Raw genomic sequence first — 18,376 nt, forward strand, 5'->3', positions numbered from 1 at the left:
TTAAACTTCTGTACGTTTATTATCATCTTTGAATGTATTATTGGCAGTTATATTAAACTCCTGGCTAGCTTGGCCTGCTATCCTGCGCTGCGCTTCTTTTTCAGCTGAGCTTTGTTCATCATAATATTTAAAATCTACAAAATATCCCGGGTTTACTCGAGTTTTTACATTGCCATAACCTAATTGAGAGAGGACTTCAAAATGCAAATGGGGGGCTTTTGTCGGAGAGGCATTACCACTGACTCCCACGTTAGCAAAGTGGCAGCCCTGCTCGATGATGTCTTTAACTTTATACACTTCATTTGTTTTTGGATTGATTTCTAGTGAATCTAGATGGCAGTATAGAAATCTCAGCCCATGTTTAAGGTCAAACCTTTCATCGACCGTGTGTTCAACTCGAGTACCCAATTTTCTTGGCTCAAGGGGCAATCTTTCAGCCCACAATTCTCTTGCAGTTTGTTCATCTACTTTCAAGACTATTGTGTTCCCCAAGGATTCACTATACCTCGTCATCATCACTTCGGCTCTCACACTCGCGTAGACTGGCGTGCCAACAACTGCGAAAATATCCAGGCCACGATGTGGGTGCGGGTCACCGTATTTGTTTTGGCGCGTCATACCAAAAAGCCCCCCCATTGGAGCTAGGTAACCCTGGTAGGTATGGTTAGTGCTGATCGGATTATCAATCGGCTCTCGCCAATTCCTTTTTTTAACCTTTCCTAGTGGCCACCAATTCCAAACCTGTTTATCAAGCCCTATCGCCTTGGCCTTCTTGTGCCATACCAGACTATCAATACGTTGTTTTTCGTGCTCTACCTGTCTCACCAAGCGTGGGTGGGCGTGTTCACTAATGAGCTTGTCTAGATACTCGCATTCGCGTGATTCTTTGTACCATTCACTGTTATTGCGCACAACCACCGGTTTACAGCTGTCCCACGGTCTAAAACGGTCAAACATTTCACGGCCGGTAGGCTCGCCTTTAGTCACGTGATTAATGATGTTATACAGCGCTGAATAAAAAAAAGAAGGAAGTTTTAGATCTAAGTATTCGTCACTATCAGAGTCGTTTTTAAGAATAGCCAACTCTTTTGAGTGCTCTTCTCCAAAAAAGTCGACCAAAAACTCGTTGGTTGGTTGCTTGTCATGATGAGAAAGCAACTCAAAATGCAGTTGATAACGTGTTTCAATTAACCCGCCCAATTTAGCCGCATCGTAACGCCCAAGATAGCCTATCGGATCGCCTGCGCGCACTGGGATTGGCTTTTCTAAAACTACGACGGCTTCTGGGTCCTCAATCGTAATAGGATGTTCTTTGACCACGTCAATTAAGTTATTTTCTACACAAAACCAACCTTGTTTAGTTTCGCCGACTTTACACTTCGCCATTTGATGACTTCTGCCATTAACCAGCTGCCTTTCATAATTTTCTAAAAGGCTAAAGACGATGTCAGTCCCTTGTGGCAGTGTTTCTACCGCATCACCGGCAATCCTTGTGTTGTTCTCTCCATTAGAGGGTTCACCTCGCAGGTTTACTTTTGTTTTTGTTTTCGCTGTTATCTGCTCATGCATCCAGCTCGGTATCGTCGCCGCTTCCGCCTCTTCAATCACCGAAACCGGTGCCAAGTGCATATACAAAGAGAAGAATTCAAAACTCTCACTCTCATCACTGCCAGTAAACTGATGCTTAACCAAACAAAAGCTATTACTGTAATGCAGAGTGTTTCCCTCATAAGTTGAGGTCAAATACTCGTTGGCAATACGATAGGCAACAATTTCGCCATCGGCGATCGCTTGGACTGGCTGAGTGTTTTCACCATCGACTTTTACCCACGGTGCACTTTTATCCGTAATATGCATGCCGCCATGCCAGCTGCGGTTAGAGGGATTGTGCCAAAGTTATGGGTGTCAAAGTAATTCAATGGGTGTCTTGTAATTTTTATATTAATTCTTTAATCTTTAAATCTTGCAAAAGTGTCTAAAACTACGAAGTCTGAAGCATCATCATATTTTCCTAGTATAAAAAGTCTTGAATTACTATAACTTCCTTCGAGCAATGAGTCGTGTACATAGATAAATATATCTTCAATACCATTTCCACTGTAGTCACCCTTACCCAATAAACTTACAATCTGTGATGAATTTTCACCAATATATCTCACTCCCCAACCACTAATTTTTTCTATAGAGTCAATCTTACTAAAAGAGTTCCAATTCGTTGCTTTGGCTCTCAAGACGTTATGTTCTTTAGATACTGACACTCCAAGCTCACTTGATACTTTAGAAGGAAAATCAATGTCAAATGCGAAATCAATCACATATGATATAGATGAATTAGTTGAATTATTTATCAAATCTAAGCTCATACATAACAAGTGGCGATCAAGAGTAACACCCCATTCACTATTATATTTTGGCTCAAACCCTGATTCAAATGCAGTTATCATCTGATTACATGACTCAACATATATTTCACTTTCATCTTCACGATTTATTAAGTCGAACTCATACTCCCACTTTAAATCCTTGATTTTCTCAAAGTCATCACCTTCAATACTTGTATATCTATTCTCACCCCACGATAGCGCAGGATGTGTTTTACTCAGTACAACAGCATAATCTTGTGAAGCTATCGTATTACTTGTCACTAAAAACAATAATGTCATCAAGACAAATTTTGTATAACCTTTCATTTAGTTCTTCTCTAGTAGTTTTCTTACATATAAGTTTCTTGATGGATTTACATCTGGTCGATTACTTTCTTCAGCTGCTTTATGAAAATCTCGATTATTTATATGTTTATTGAAATTAACAAACACATTTGTAAGCGTGGTTTGCCCTAAATTAAATATCATATCAAAAAGAGCTAGCTTTACATCAGTTGGGAAAGAATCGAACTCTTTTTTCCCATATACCACTTTTAGCTCTTTTTCAAAAACTTGAATATGTTTTTCAGTCAAATTGTCAATAACATCGTCTGTTATAATTAGTTTAGTGTGTCGCCTGTATGCTCTTGCTCTGTGATCAAGAGAAAGGTCAGAGTTACTTATAAGAGTGAACTCTTCTTTTATCTCTTTCGAAGTTGCTAAACGACCTGTATCTCTAAATATAAACGGTACATCCTGTGCTGCGGAATAGTTCGGCATCATATGACCGACACCAATCGTAACTTTGCCCTTACTGCAGCGATACATATGATTTACTTTGTTCTCATATTCTTCGAGCTTCTTCCTAAGCTTGGCATACATGTTTTCAACTTCATTTATTTTTTTATCTGCTTCACTCAATGGCCACCAGTTCCAAACTTGCTCTCTAAGCCCAAGAGACTCCGCCTTTTTATGCCAAACCAAACTATCAATCCGCCCCTTCTCATGCTCAAGCTGTCTCACTTGGCTTGGAAACCGAACTTTTTCTATCAAACTATTTAGAAAATCACGCTCATGAGATTCTCGGTGCCACTCGCTATTGTTTCGGACGACCACTTGCTTACAGCTATCCCATGGTTTGAAGCGGTCAAACATCTCAAGGCCCGTTGGCTCACCTTGTCTGATGTGATTGAGCGTATTATAAAGTGCTGAATAGAAAGGGGAAGGTAATTTTAGGTCTAGATATTCTTCACTGTCTGAATCATTTTCCAGTGGTTTTAGCTCAACTGAGGCTTCCTCACCAAAAAACGCTGCAAGAAACTCACTGGTTGGTTTATTTTCACAGTGTGATAGCAGTTCAAAGTGGATCTGATAGCGGGTTTCAACGCCGCCACCAAACTTAGCGATGTCGTAACACCCCAAATACCCAATAGGGTCGCCTGCGCGTACGGGTATTGGCTTACTTAACACCACGACTTGCTCTGGATCACTAATGCTTAATGGGCACTCTCTAAGCACATCAACATAGCTCTCTTCAACGCAAAGCCAACCTTGTTTGCCGCCTTCAGTTTTGCATTTGGCCATTTGATGGTCAGTGCCGCCAATTTTTTGGACTTCATAATTCTCTAAGGTGCTAAATTCAAATTTAGTTCCTTTAGCTAGCGTTTCTAAAACGCTGCCAGCGGTCGGGGTACCAGAGGAAGTTCGGGATGGGTCCCTACGCAAGTTTACCCCAGTGGTCGTTTTCGCTTGCACTTTTTCACACATCCAACTCGGTATCGTCGCCGCTTCCGCCTCTTCAATCACCGAAACCGGTGCCAAGTGCATATACAAAGAGAAGAACTCAAAACTCTCACTCTCATCACTGCCAGTAAACTGATGCTTAACCAAACAAAAGCTATTACTGTAATGCAGAGTGTTTCCCTCATAAGTTGAAGTCAAATACTCATTGGCAATACGATAGGCGACAATTTCACCATCGGCGATCGCTTGGACTGGCTGAGCGCTTTCTGCATCGGCTTTTACCCACGGTGCACTTTTATCCGTAATATGCATGCCGCCATGCCAGCTGCGGTTCGAGGGGTTGAAGCCAAACTGGCCGCGGGTCTCTTTGCTCAGTTGCGTTTCAATCTCTTGTTGATCAGCAAAAGCGCTTCCGTCTTGTTTAGTGATTGGATAGACAAATCTCATAAGGCTAATTACCCAGAAAAAGTGAAAGTGGCGGCGTCGTATCGGTGCTCAGGCAGATAAACGGGCGGCTTGAGTGTATTAACGATGACATAAGCGCTCGCACCCGAGGCTGAGGCGGTCTGAATACCAAAGTTGTCTGGCTTGGTTACCTCGACTTCGTCGCCGCTACCCATCAGCTCAGACAGATGATCGACGGCCATGTTGAGTGCATTTTGCATCGCCTCTGGCACTTCACTGCGACGCAGACTAAGCAACTCAATATGATGCTGGATGTCAGCCTCGATTAAGCTCAACTCAGCGTCTTGCGCTTGGGAGCGGCAATACTCGAATTGGTCCAGTAAGCTATCAAACAGCGCAATCATCGATTGTGCGTAGAGGTCAGCATGCTCCGATGCGCGCGAACCACAAAAGTCGGCCAAATAGTCTTGCGGGTTACCCTCGCCCAGATAGCGCATATGTGCACACAGGTCGCTGTAGGTCTTCTCTGGCTCAATGGTGAGCAGCAAACGGCTCACCGCGCCCTCTTGATGGACTAGTGGTGCGATCAGGACGACCAAATCGCACGCATGCTCTGGGAGAATCTCGTCTTGGGCTAGCACCTCGAGAATGGTGTCAAATAGCGCTGCGTCGCTGCGATTCGATTCTTTGAATGGGAAGTGAATCGTAAGATTGTTGCGCAGCATGGTGTGAAAGTCATCCGACTCATACAAAGAGGTGTTAAATGCGCCCCAAGGTGTGCCTTTGCCGTTGGCAGCAAACTGCCAAAATGGCAGTTTCGAGCCCTTGGCATCGTCAATTAAGGCTTGGGTATCTGGCACACTATCAAACCCATCGTTTGGTTTGAGGCTTTGGGTCACGACAAAATCATCACTACTCTCTTCGCAGTTGATAAAGCAGGTCGTATTAGGTAACCCGGAGAGCTCGGCACCGCCGTTATTGTCGAGCTGGCCAGAAGCAAGTGTGCCGCCTTTATCGTCGACTAGGGTGAACGCTGCATTAGCAAGCGGGGCACCGGATGGGTAAGTGACCTTAACATCTAAGCTGTAAGTCCCCTCTTCTTCCGGCTTCACGCTGACGCCACTTTGCATCACGCCCGGAGAGCATACGGTATTGCCGTCATTCATCGTCATCATATCGGTTTGACGACCCACGCCTTGGCCTTCAATCGTCACGCTGCTTGAGGCGGTCGTGAACGCGGCCTCACCCTTGATGGTGCCCGATTTGACACCTTTCTTGTTGCCAGCCTCATCGCCTTTACTCTTGGAGAACACCGATTTTTCAAGTGCGATGCTAGTACCATTCATTGAGACAGACTTTGAGCCTTTATCCAGATCGCTCGATTCAGCCTGATTGACGTAAGCCATCTGCACGTCTTTTTTACTAACGGTGGTGATACAAACATCCGGCACATCACTGACAACCTTTCCACCAGATTTTTTGTGCACAACGCTTAGTCCATTAATGCTCGATTTGCTCATAGTCGTCTCTTAACCATCTGAAATTGTATAAATATTATCATGTAGTCATGATTGCGTTTCGCCTGAATCACTAGGCAAATTAACTTTTATGCCCTTACTTTCGCAGGAGAATAGCATCCCATTGACCATGGGATCTTTTACTGGTGATTCTTATATCGTACCGTCGTCTCAACCGCTTGATTGTCAAGCTAGTCAGGGTGCACTTCAGAATTGGCAAAGTGATGATGAAGGCTTCTGAATCATGACCATTGCGATGCTCATCTTTTGCATAAACAACTAAGGTTAACTCACCCTCACCAGACAGGTTCTTCGTGTCATCATCTCTCAGCTCAATCTCTGTTCTCCCAGAAAGGTCACCCTCAACTGAAATCTCTTTGATCACGCGATAGCTATTGCCGAAAACTTCAATCACTCGCAGAATGACTAGATCAGACTTGTCATTGATTTCTTGATATCAATATCAAAGGCTGCTCCTACTGAGTTAGCGGGCTAATCATCCCCTTGTCGTGTCGCGACAACCACTTCATCTGATGGGACGCTCACCGGCGGCTCCGCAAGCACGATGAACGGTACCTTTCGGTCGAGATCCACTTCAATATAAAAGCCTCGCGTCGTCACACCGGTTGAATCATCCCAATCAGGTGTGTTGATCGACTTACTGACTCGCACATCAAAGCGAAAGGTATGATTCACACTTGGGTTATCGATATCACCCTGCATAATGTGAGAAATATTCGCAGTCCAAATATCATGATTGTCGGGATCTTGCTCTAGCGAGACATCCATGTCACAACCATTTATGCGCCAATTCGAGTGCTCGACTATGCAATCAGACATACGATAAGAAACCTGTTCAATACGGTCAATATCGTCTTGTGATTCGACTATTACTTGCAGCAGCAGATTGTCTTCGCCAGGATAGTTATCCCAATTCAATTGGTACTCATCATCCATGCCAATATCATCACTCTCATTGATTTTGATCATGACCTGCGGATCACTGTTGTCCACCTTAATAGGGAACTGAAGCTCAGTCTCACGTACACCATTGCTGGCCTTCAGCCATAGCGTGTAGTCCTCGTCTTTTTCGACCGTCACTTCACTTTCTTGAACTAAACCATAACTGCCAGACTCACCACGCTTGAAATAAACCTCTGGTAAAGTCTCTCCGTCGACGCCATTAGTAGCTCGAACCTCAAACACGAATTCCGAGCTGTAGTAAGCGTTTTGGTCATAACCAACCAACTCAATCTGTGGCTTGGCATTATCAAAATAGATCTCAATCGCCTCAGAGTAGCCGCCATTACCGTGCACATCGATGGCATAGACCACCAAAGTTAAATCGCCTTGACCAGACAGTCTATCAGTCTCGGTTTTTCTAAGCTCAATCGTTTCACGACCGGAAAGATTGCCTTCGTCTGAAATCTCTTTGATTAAGATATGGTCTTCACCAATAACTTCAAAAACTCTCAGTGTCTCCACCTCAGACTTATCGTCGATTTCTACGATTTTAATATCAAAAGCTTGTCCAACCCCGTTAGCGGGCTGGTCACCTGTAGCAACAGCTGGGTCAATCACCTCATCAGCCCTATCACGCACCGCTGGGTCGTCAAACGTAATCACAGGGGCAGAACGATCTAGGTCGACAGTGAGCTCGAAGTTGTCTCTGCCAATATGTTCACCATCTGCCTCTTGCGCAATAGTGTCCTTCTCGACGCGGATATTAAACTCAAACTTCCCCTCACCATCTGGATTATCTTGGTCACCTAGGGTCAGCGCGGTAATGTCCGCTAGCCAGAACTCCGAGCCATCGGTACCCGCAGGCGTAAACTCAAGATCAAGACAGCGCTTATCGATACAGGTGCCTGTGACGCTTACGACACGATGTTCATCCTCTTGGTCGATATCAACCTTAAGCCATGTTGTGGTATCGTCGTAATCATCATAATCACTCCAATCGAGGGTGGTTGATTCATCGACATTGACATCATTGATAAACAACACAAACTCCGGTGCTTCATTATCTATGTTAATGGTAAAGCTCTCAGTGGTGTGGCCGCCTACTTTATTGGTAGCGCGGATCTCAACCTCGTACTGACCACTCTCCTCATCGACCTGGAACTGGTTCGACTTGAGCTGAGTCCACTCAGAATCACCGGTATAACGCCACTCAAGCTCTAAATCTTCTGCTCCATGCTCATCACCATTATTAGCCAAAATGGTAAACTCAAAGCCACGGACATAGTGATTGTCAGGCTGGTAACCCTCAATGGTGATCACTGGCTTTTTGTAGATAAACTCTATCTCAAACTCAGCCGGCTCAGAGCGGTTGCCATGCTCATCCGTTGCAACCACCGCCAGCGTAGCTAGATTGTTTTCATCGACTTGAATGTACTGGGTCTCACTTTCTTGCAGTGGGATGAGCTTGAGATCTCTAAAGTCACCACCTTCAAGGCCCTTGATGATATTTGGGTTGCCAGGTTGAATCACCTCAACGAACTCAATCTCAGAGCGATCATCAAGCGTAACTAGCTTGATGTTAAACTCGCGGCCAACAACGTTATCACCCTGCAGGCTTGCTAACTTCTCCTGCGGTACATTTTCGACTGGTGGGTTGTCAAGCTCAACCACAGGTGCAGTTCGGTCTAGATCAACGTGAACCGTAAACGACGATTCAGTGACCCCGAGCTCCTCATCACCGTCTGGCGTTTGAATAGGCTTACTGATGCGCAGCTCAAATTCGAAATCAGCCTCTACATCAGGATCGTCAGTGCCACCCTGGGTAATCGCTGAGATGTCCGCCTTCCACAATTCAGGATTTTGTTGATCCTGAATCATTTCGTCGCGCTGCTGGTCACATCCTTTGATACAGTAAGACACCTGATCAACACGCTGATCATCACCCGTCGAGGTTACCTCGACCTGAAGGATGGTCGCCAACTCATCATTATGGTTATCCCATGTGATATTGAAGACGCTACCATCACCAATCACTTCGCTGTCATTGATCGTAATCTCAATCACTGGTGCATCGTTGTCGACTTGGATAGCAAAGGTTTGCTTAACCTCTGTAACGCCATTACTGGCTCTAATCGACAAATCGTAGCTCTGCTCATGCAGCACCTTAATCTTCTTATCCTCGCCAAGTAGTTGGTAGTCATCATCATGCCCCTTGCGCTTAAACTCAACGTTATCGAGATCTCCGCCGTCGACGCCGTTAGTCGCTTCGACAATCAACTCATAATCTGAACTGTAGTAATCACTTGCGTTGTAGTTCGGCAAGCTGATCACAGGCTCTGCTGAATCAAAGTAGATCGATAACGGCTCGGAGTTCTGGCCATTTTTGTGAATATCTTCGGCATAAACCACGAGCTCAAGCGTACCTGGGCCCGACAGATTATCGGTATGCTCAGCGCTCAACTTAATCACGCGCTGACCACGCAAATCATCACCGCTGGCTGCCTCAATAACCTTGATTGGTTCGTCTCGGCCCAACTCAAACACCTTAAGCTTAACCACCTCAGAGGCGTCAGCGATATCATCGATCTTAATATCAAACGCGCTACTTACTGGGTAACCATTATTATCACCACGCTGTCTATTATCACTATCCGGCTGGTTTTCAATCGGATCTTGGTTAAACGTGATCTCAGGTGCGCTGCGGTCAAGATCAACCTTAACGGTAAAGCCACTGTTAGCGACATGATCGCCATCTTCATTTGGTGACAAGGTGTCTTTTTCCACCGTGATTTCAAACTCAAACGAGCCCTGGCCATCAGGGTTTTCATCATCACCTTGAGTAATTGCAGTGATATCCGCTAGCCAGTATTCCGTGCGACCTGCGCCCGCTGGAACAAATTCAAACGGATCTGGGCAGCGGTCAATATCACAGGTACCTGTTACCTTGTTGACGCGAATTGCATCATTATTTTCACTCGCCGAGTCCCGGTCGCCAATATACACCTTAAGATAGGTGTCGGTATTATCGTATTCGTCGTACTTATCCCAATCAATGACGTAGTGTTCATTGTCTTCGACAGAGTCGCTATTGACCTTAAACCAGTATTCTGCTGGCTCATTGTCCACTCGGATCAAGAAGGTCTCTGTGGTATGAGCGCCAACAATATTGGTCGCACGGACTGATACCTGGTGGTCTCCCGTCTGCTCGTTAAGCACGAACGTATTACCCTGCATGGTGTTCCAGTTACCGGTCTCACCCACACGCCACTCTAGCTCTTCAACATCAGGGCCATCGATGCCATTGGTTGCGCGCACGGTAAATGGATAATCACCGGTGTAGTACAGGTTCGATGCATGCTCTACAATCTCAACCACTGGCTTGCTATGAATAAACTCAACTTCGATCTGTTCAGAAGTGCCCAAGTTATCGTGCTCATCGATGGCATGGATCACCAGCTTAACGGCATTATCGGCACTGACCATAAGGTTGTCGGTATCAGCCTCCAGCAGTGAGATTGCAGGAAGATCGTTGTACGGGCCCTGCTCAATCGCTAGATGCTTAACCAATGATAGCGTCTCATCATTTCCATCGTTGCCCAGTTGCTGGTAAACGATAACCTCAGTGATATTAGAGCGATCCCAGAAGGTGTTGAACTGGATATCGAACTCGCGTCCTACTTTGGTACCATCCTGATCAGTCACGGATTTTTCTTCAGGCGCATTCACCACAGGCACATCGGCGAACATAATCATTGGGCCTGTGCGGTCAATATCGACCTGAACGTTAAAGCCTCGCTCCGTCACACCAATATGACTATCTTCTTCTGCGTTGTTAATTGGTTTGCTTACCATCACATCAAATGTGTGCATACCCATGCCGTCAGGGTTTTGTTCATCGCCAAGCGTGATCTCGGTGATATCAGCCAACCAGAGCGCTGAGTCGATATGATCTTGTTGCATCTCAACCGGCTCAAAACACTGACCAGTACAGTAAGAAACCTGATCAACCCTCTCAGCATCGCCGGTTGACGTCACCCTCACGCGAAGCATGGTGTCTTGCTCGTCGTTATGATTGTCCCAGTTGATCGCGTAGGTTTGCTCCTCTTCGATTACCGAACCATTATTGATGTTGATCGATACCTCTGGAGAGCTGTTATCAACCTGAATATCGAATTGACTTTCTGTCTCTGTTACGCCGTTCTTGGCCATTACCCAAAGGGTGTAGTCTTCATCAAGCTCTACCTCAATGAGTTTATCCACCACCTCTTGATACTCTTCTTCTTCACTGCGCTTGAAATACAAGTCTTCTAGCGGATCACTGTTATCCCCGTCACCATTGGTCGCAACAACGATTAGCTCAAAGCCTGAGCTGTAGTACTCATCAGGGTTAAAGTTCTCAAGATACACATAAGGTTCAAGGTTATCGTAATAGATGCGGATGCTATCAGAGTCTTCGCCATTTTCATGTTCGTCCTGCGCGTAGACGACAAGATCAAGATGGGCGCCTCGCTGTGACAGCTTGCTGGTGTCGTTACTTCCAAGATTGATTTCTGTTGTCTCTCTTAGATCATCACCCGAAAGTGTTTTGATTGACACACGCATGCCATCGGTGACTTCAAACACCTCCAATAGCTCAACCTTTGAGGAATCTGTGATGCTCTTGATATTGATATCAAACACTTCACCTACCGCGTTGTGTAAATCTCTATGCTGGCGTGTGTTGTTTTTATCATCGCTATCGCCGGGATTAGATACCTGAGTATCTGCAAACTCAACCTCAGGGGCCGTTCGGTCTAGGTCGATATCAAGCGTGAACGGATACTTGCCAATATGGATCTCTTCACCTTCGCCAACTAAGGTGTCCTTCTCGATCTCTAGCTTAAAGCTAAACGTACCGTAGCCATCTTGGCTTTGGTCGTCGCCCTTCGTTACTCGAGTAATATCAGCCAGCCATACATCGTCGTTCTCATCACCTTGGATAAACTCCAGCTCTGTTGGGCATCGAGCACCTGTACAGGTGCCTCGCACCGCGACTACGCGCTCACGGTCACCCTCTTCGATATGAACGGTTAGCGCCGTGTCGGTGTTGTCATATGAGTCAAAGTCGTCCCAGTTAAGCGAATGATGATTTTCAGGCTCACCAACAATCGCTTCATTGTTGATCTGAACCGCATAAACTGGTGGTTGGTTATCAATCTTAATCGTAAATTGATCAGATTCACCGCGGCCACCAACCCGGTTGGTTGCTCGGAAGTTAAGCGCCACGTCGGTGTCTCTCTCACCAACAATAAAGCGATTGTTAATGACTTGCTCCCAGCCATCCTCATCACCATCACGAGTAAACTCGATGATATCAATCTCTTCAGCATCGGGGGCGGTGCCGCCAAAGGCATGAACCTCAAATTCGTAGTTAGACGTGTAGAAACGCTCAAAATCAGGCATGAACTTAACTACCGGCTGCTGCCAGACATACTCGATGGTGAGCGTACTGGAATCACCACCAAAGCCGTGCTCATCTTCAAGGTAGAGGTAAAGCTGGATCTCATCCCCATGGGCCACGTCAATATTTTGGGTTTGATCGCGTGTCAGAGTAATTTTATCAACTTGACCCGCTAGATCGTCGTCCTCATCATCACGCGAGATCACTTTCAGCCTTGGCCCCTCTTGACCATTAACTAGCTGTTTGACTTCGATCAACGCAACCCGAGAGTCATCATCGATGTCGGCAATATGCATCTCAAACACATGGCCGACGGCCGTGTTGTTACCGCGTAGTTGGCTGATTGCGCCAGAAGGGAATTCAAACTCAGGCAAGTTGACAATATCACCAAAGGTCACCACTGGAGCCGTGCGGTCAAGGTCAACCTCAACCTCAAACTCACGATTATCAATGTGCGTCGTCTCTTCACCGTCATTATAAGTATCTTTGGTCACAGTGATGCTGAAGTCATAATGACCGTAGGCGTTACCGGGGCCCTTGGTGATCGCGGTAATATCCGCCTGCCAGAACTCCTGTTGCTCATCGTGGTCATAGAAGCGCTCGAACTCAAGCTCCTCGTACACTTCCTCCCCGGTGTAATGGCCGGCGACGGATTCAATTCGACCAATATCCGCTTGGTTGACTTGGTATTGCAGCAAGGTTTCTAGATTTGGGTCTTTGTCTTCTGAGCGCCAATCGATGGTATGTTCGTCGCCTTCGACGCGCAGCTCACTAATAAAGAACTCTTGATTAACAAACGGAGGCTCGTTGTCGACTTGGATCTCAAAGGTCGCCAGACCTCGGTTACCCACACTGTCAGTTGCTTTAACCGATAAGACATAATCCGCTTGTTCAGATACGGGGATCTGCCCACCCACCAGCTCATTCCAATCACTGTCTTGATCGAGATCTGGATTGCTGAGGTAGCTGAACAAAATTCGCTCAGGGTCGACATTTTCGCGGTCATTGGTTGCTTGAACGTCAAAATGGTAACGACTGGTATAGAAGCCCGGATTGTCAGCATCAAACTCACTGATTTCAATCACAGGTAACGAATTAACAAATCGCACATCAAGTAGATCAGTGTCACGGCTGTTTTGCCAATAATCCACCGCACGCAGGAACAAATGGATATCATCAGCACCCGGCTCATCGGCGCCATCAATCCTGTCCGTATGCACCTCTGTTAGGATGATACGCTGCTCATCGGTGTGTTCAGGTTCAAACTCTAGCAGCTCGATTTCTTCACCATCGAGTTTCTGAAGTACCGAGACCCCAATAACCTCTGAGGCGTCCTCGATCCCATCCAGCATCACTGAGAAACGTCGACCCACCACCACATGCTCAGGTTGATCAAAAGTGCCTATTTGCCCAGGTGAACTTGCCTCTGGGTCATTGTCGATAGGCTGCTCAGCAAAGTGAACGATTGGTCCCACATTATCAATCGTGATGTCGAACTCAGCAACGCCTTCATTTGGCTCAGGGATCGCGGTATCAAACGCGTGCACCTTGAGCTGATAAACACCCTCATTCTCTAGACGATCTGACACGATCACCACTTGGGTGTCATTACTCTCACCCACCAAATAAGCATCGTACTGCTCGTCACAAGCCAGAGCTCGAACTTGATTATCACAGCGCTCGAGCTTAATGCTAGAGCTATCTGGGTAATACAAGAACACATCAAATAGGCCAGGGTCACTGCTGTACTCAGGACCATAGTCCACAGTAGGGCCAACGTCCCATTCATAAACGCTGCCGACGATGCCTTGCACGCCAATCTCATCTTCTGGCACGACTGGTGCTATGGAGTCCACCATTAGCGCGTACTGGAATAAAGACTCTTGTTCAAGGGTGTGGTTGCCAAGCAAATCCTCACCATCGATCTTAAGTGACCACTTACCACTGTCGATAGGGTGCAACTGCTCGTTCGCCTCACAGCCCTCGTTGGTGGCAGCGCACAGCATTAGGTTGCCATTTAACAGCTGGTCGTATGAATAATTTGCCACAACTTGATTATCGTGATCGAGCAGGGTGATCTCACGACTGGTATTCTCTTCACCAATCAGGTCCGTTACCGAGAACTCAAACAGTAGCGGCTGGTTAAGATTGTAATAGACCTTATCCAACTCATCCGGTGTTAGGTCATGGGGTGGATGATAGCTATAGATAGGCGCATCATTGTCAATGATTAGCCGCTTTTGATAACCCTCATCACCCCAGTCATTGCCCACGGTATCAGAGACAAAAATATCCATATCCAGGTACTGATAGACGTTGTCTGCACTACCTAAATGGGCAGAGTGAAAATCAAATGAATACGCTTTTCTGTGCGGCAGATTACCCGGTGATGGAACAATGTCTTGACCATCTGGTTTATATTCCTCACAGCTGGCGAAGAGCATCAACAGCGGTGGGCGCGGCGTAATACAGCGTTTGAATCGTGCATCCCCTTCAATACCTGACGGGTCATAAGCCTCGGTGGTGATTTGCACTGAGCCGCGCATATAGGTACTGCCTTGATGTTCAAGTACTCGTGAGTTGATATCCAGCTCTTTAGGAGTAACCTCAACCTGCGGTGGAAGAATATCTGGCGATTCACCTTGTTCATCAAAAAGCGGCTCACCCTTAAATTCAGGTAACGCATAGGCAATATTGTGGTTGGCAAACCAATAAGCATCCGCCCAGGTAAAGTCTGCATCATCATTATCGGATGCGTATTGCTCGACTGCCTTGATATACGCCTTAGCTAAACTATCGCGATAGTGCCTTGGGTGTAGGGCAATACTACCCGCATAGATGGGTTGACCATCGCTATCTTTACCATCCAGCGTGCCACTGCGAAAGTCTTCGTAAAACGCCTTGGCCAACTCGACACTGTTTACCTCACCGTGAAAGTCATCACTGGCCATTATCAACATCGACTCGGCCAAGAATCTATGTTGATAATGAGACTCTGGGGTGGCACCGGTTGCTAACTCTAGGTTGGTCGCGTAGCGAGTTTGTGCAGGGATAAAATGAAAAAAGCCCTTCGGCTCATCAAATAACTTATCGACATCGATAATATGTTGTTTGATGCTATTGATGTCCGGCTCCGGATCATTCTCCAATAGGTGATCAAAAAAACCAGACTTGTAGACCGCCATCTCCGTGAGATGAATATCATGCTCGACGGTCTCATCGTCTAACAAAAAAACCTCTGAAAACGCCATGCTGGTCTCCAGTCGGGTATCCATTGGCTCTGGCTCGCCCCACTGATACTTCGACAGCTCTGCAGCATCATCGACAACCACTCTCAACGGCTGATCAGTCGCGGTACTGAGTACCGTACAAGTCGACAGATCTTTCTGATCTTCCCACGCAAGATCTGGGTCGGCCACTTTATCGGTCACACAGGTGCCGATGGGATAGTGTCGACCGTCTTGAGTAAAACGATACAGAGTGACCAATGCATCATCAAACGGCGTGTAGACGTTTATATGCGGATCATTTTTGGTCGAGCGGAAGCGCGTAACGAACTGCTCGCTATTGCCCGCTTCATCCGTGACCGTCACCGTAAGGGTTTGAATAAAGTCCTTATCAACATGTTGCATTTGAAGGCCAAAGATATCGGCACTCAAAGGCACGACGTAGGTCATTTCATGTAGATAGTCACCAATCTTGCGATAAGACTCAAATGGGATTAATGGCAGCGTCGATGGGTCTTCGTAATCGGCAGCAACACTGCTTATCGTCGATTCATAAAATGTCCCACTGACCGTTGACCTCGCGTGCCAATTCACCTCAAACAGCAACTCATCCGCACTGGTTGGCATTTCGCCAGATTCAGCGAAGTCAGCAATGGTAAATCGAATTGACGGTATATGCAGCTCATCCAGACTCGATTGGTTAGCGTCTCTAAAGTCATACTCGGGGAGATAGGCACGAATACCAGCAGTGGAAATGATGCGATCTAACTTGATATACAGCTCTTGTCCGGGCTGATCGATATTATCAAACGTATCGATGGTATAGCTCTCGAGGTGCTCACGCGGTGCATCATGCTTGATAAACCACATCGGACCGCCAGGGAAAAAACCCTCTACCGCTGGGGCTCTGGTATCTTTGTAGATATGGTGAATATGTCTGACTTCATCATCATTAGCAGTCACCATGAAGACGATTGGTGAGTGATCTTCGGATAGCAACTCCGGCTCTAGTGATTCTTTGAAGTCACAGACCCTATCCTCAGGTTCAGGGAAAATACAACTGAATGATGTCGTCGGCAAGCCTGGCTCAAGTCCGATCTGAAAGCCGGTATAGGTCAAAGGAGAGAGACCACGGGTTATGGTGCCCTTGAGGACATAATCTTCACCTTCGAGCGGGTTAAAGCGATGTGGCGACATCTCAGGGTCGAGCTCAACAATGATCGCATCATTATCCCACAGGAATTCGATCTCGTGATGCTCAGTTTGTGCGGTAGAGTAGCCAAGTAAATCGGTTGCTTCTAGAACCAGTTTAACTTTCTCTACATCCTCGAGCGCGAGGGTATTGATCTCAAATACCAAATCGACATCTCTGATGCCCTTGTACAAGTCGGTATTGGTTTGATGACACCCATCGTCACCATTAGCACTGTATCGGCTTGAGTCGACATCAAGGCCTAGTCCTGTACACTCCCACTTTTCCACCCAGGTCTCACTGCCAGTTGCCAGAGTCCAAACCTGTGCGGCTAATGTCTCGATACCATAAAAATCACTCACATTGACGACGAGCTCGTCTACATCCACCAGAATGTTATCACCAATGCGTTTTGCTTCAGGTGGGTATTCGTTGATCGGCTTAATCGGTCGGCCAGCAAAAATTCCTCCCGACCGACCGGCTAATCTTTCAGCAAGGTCATGGTATTCCCTTGGGTTTGTACCGGTACGGTTGATCTCTTCATCGTAAACCACACGCAGAATATGTCTGGCTAATTCGTAAGTATAAAGATCGACATCCACCAGGGTGAGACCAAACGACAGGCGCTGTGTGATCTGCGAGTCACCGATACGCTCAACACCATTCATAAACCCAGAAGAAGCAAGATCACGGTATTGAATATCCGCCAGGTTATACGAGGTATAGATAGACTCTCCCCCAGTAAAACCTGCTATCCCGCGACGGCGGCTCTCTTGCTCGATGTGCCCCCATGAAAACGAAGAGTATGCCATTAACAGAGCGCCAAATAGGTGCTCTTCGGTTGTTACGGCGCTGGTGCCCTCATTTTTCAGATCAAGCGGTCGGGTCTGAAACACATCTAACCCATAGTCATCGTTAAAGGCAAAGTGGGTATCGTCGATTGTTTTGGCTACATTGGTCGCTCCCCATTGACCAATGTCGTGCTCAATCAAACCCGCGGCTGCATTGGAGAGAGGCGTGATCATTAGTTTGTGATCGGTACCTTCTTCCAAGTTTAAATATGAGGCTAATTTGATCGGACCGCGCGGGTTCTCTGTTACCTGAAACTCGGTATACGGGTCGACGTACATACCACCACGTGCTTCGATATAGATCGGCATCGAGCCAGATACTATCTCGATATGGTATTCACCACTTTGGCTTGAGTTGGTTTCACCCAAGAGCTTGCCAATACGCCCACCATCGAATTCATAAACTCGAATGATCGAGTTTGATACTGCTGCGTCAAAGACATAGCCGCTAATCGTTGAGACAGTTCGCTCAGGCGGACGGTGCTCTTGCTCTTTATCCGCCAAACAGCCGCTTAAAAGCAAAAGTACAAATAGGGTTACAACACGTTTTAACATCATATCAAAGGGAGAATTTGCCAATTTGAAGTGATTATATTTTTTGAGCAATAAAGTTCAACGTGTTGTTTTGATTGGTTTTTAACCCATAAAAACAGGCAAATTCACATATTAGATAAG

General features: G+C 46.4%; 5 protein-coding genes. All 5 read right to left on the reverse strand.

The window, feature by feature from the left end; all coding sequences use genetic code 11:
* Positions 1 to 1,857, reverse strand: a complete 1,857-nt coding sequence (locus ACSTTG_RS07355) for a M23 family metallopeptidase (RefSeq protein WP_438474311.1) — start codon at positions 1,855 to 1,857, stop codon at positions 1 to 3.
* A 92-nt stretch (positions 1,858 to 1,949) separates the two neighbouring features.
* On the reverse strand, positions 1,950 to 2,690 hold the full coding sequence (locus ACSTTG_RS07360) for a hypothetical protein (RefSeq protein WP_438457892.1): 741 nt from the start codon (positions 2,688 to 2,690) through the stop codon (positions 1,950 to 1,952).
* Entirely contained in the window at positions 2,691 to 4,553 is a 1,863-nt protein-coding gene (locus ACSTTG_RS07365; RefSeq protein ID WP_438474312.1) for a hypothetical protein, read from the reverse strand.
* An 8-nt stretch (positions 4,554 to 4,561) separates the two neighbouring features.
* Positions 4,562 to 6,031 (reverse strand): PAAR-like domain-containing protein, encoded by a 1,470-nt coding sequence (locus ACSTTG_RS07370; protein WP_438474313.1) that lies wholly within the window; start codon positions 6,029 to 6,031, stop codon positions 4,562 to 4,564.
* A gap of 489 nt (positions 6,032 to 6,520) precedes the next feature.
* On the reverse strand, positions 6,521 to 18,259 hold the full coding sequence (locus tag ACSTTG_RS07375) for a hypothetical protein (RefSeq protein ID WP_438474314.1): 11,739 nt from the start codon (positions 18,257 to 18,259) through the stop codon (positions 6,521 to 6,523).
* Between the last annotated feature and the right edge of the window lie 117 nt (positions 18,260 to 18,376).

Source organism: Vibrio glycogenivorans (assembly GCF_051660965.1).
In the GTDB taxonomy this organism is placed as follows: domain Bacteria; phylum Pseudomonadota; class Gammaproteobacteria; order Enterobacterales; family Vibrionaceae; genus Vibrio.

Excerpts from the sequence above, each read along its gene's own strand:
- ACSTTG_RS07355 (WP_438474311.1), bottom strand. The coding sequence starts at position 1,857 with ATGCATATTACGGATAAAAGTGCACCGTGGGTAAAAGTCGATGGTGAA.
- ACSTTG_RS07360 (WP_438457892.1), bottom strand. The coding sequence starts at position 2,690 with ATGAAAGGTTATACAAAATTTGTCTTGATGACATTATTGTTTTTAGTG.
- ACSTTG_RS07365 (WP_438474312.1), bottom strand. The coding sequence starts at position 4,553 with ATGAGATTTGTCTATCCAATCACTAAACAAGACGGAAGCGCTTTTGCT.
- ACSTTG_RS07370 (WP_438474313.1), bottom strand. The coding sequence starts at position 6,031 with ATGAGCAAATCGAGCATTAATGGACTAAGCGTTGTGCACAAAAAATCT.
- ACSTTG_RS07375 (WP_438474314.1), bottom strand. The coding sequence starts at position 18,259 with ATGATGTTAAAACGTGTTGTAACCCTATTTGTACTTTTGCTTTTAAGC.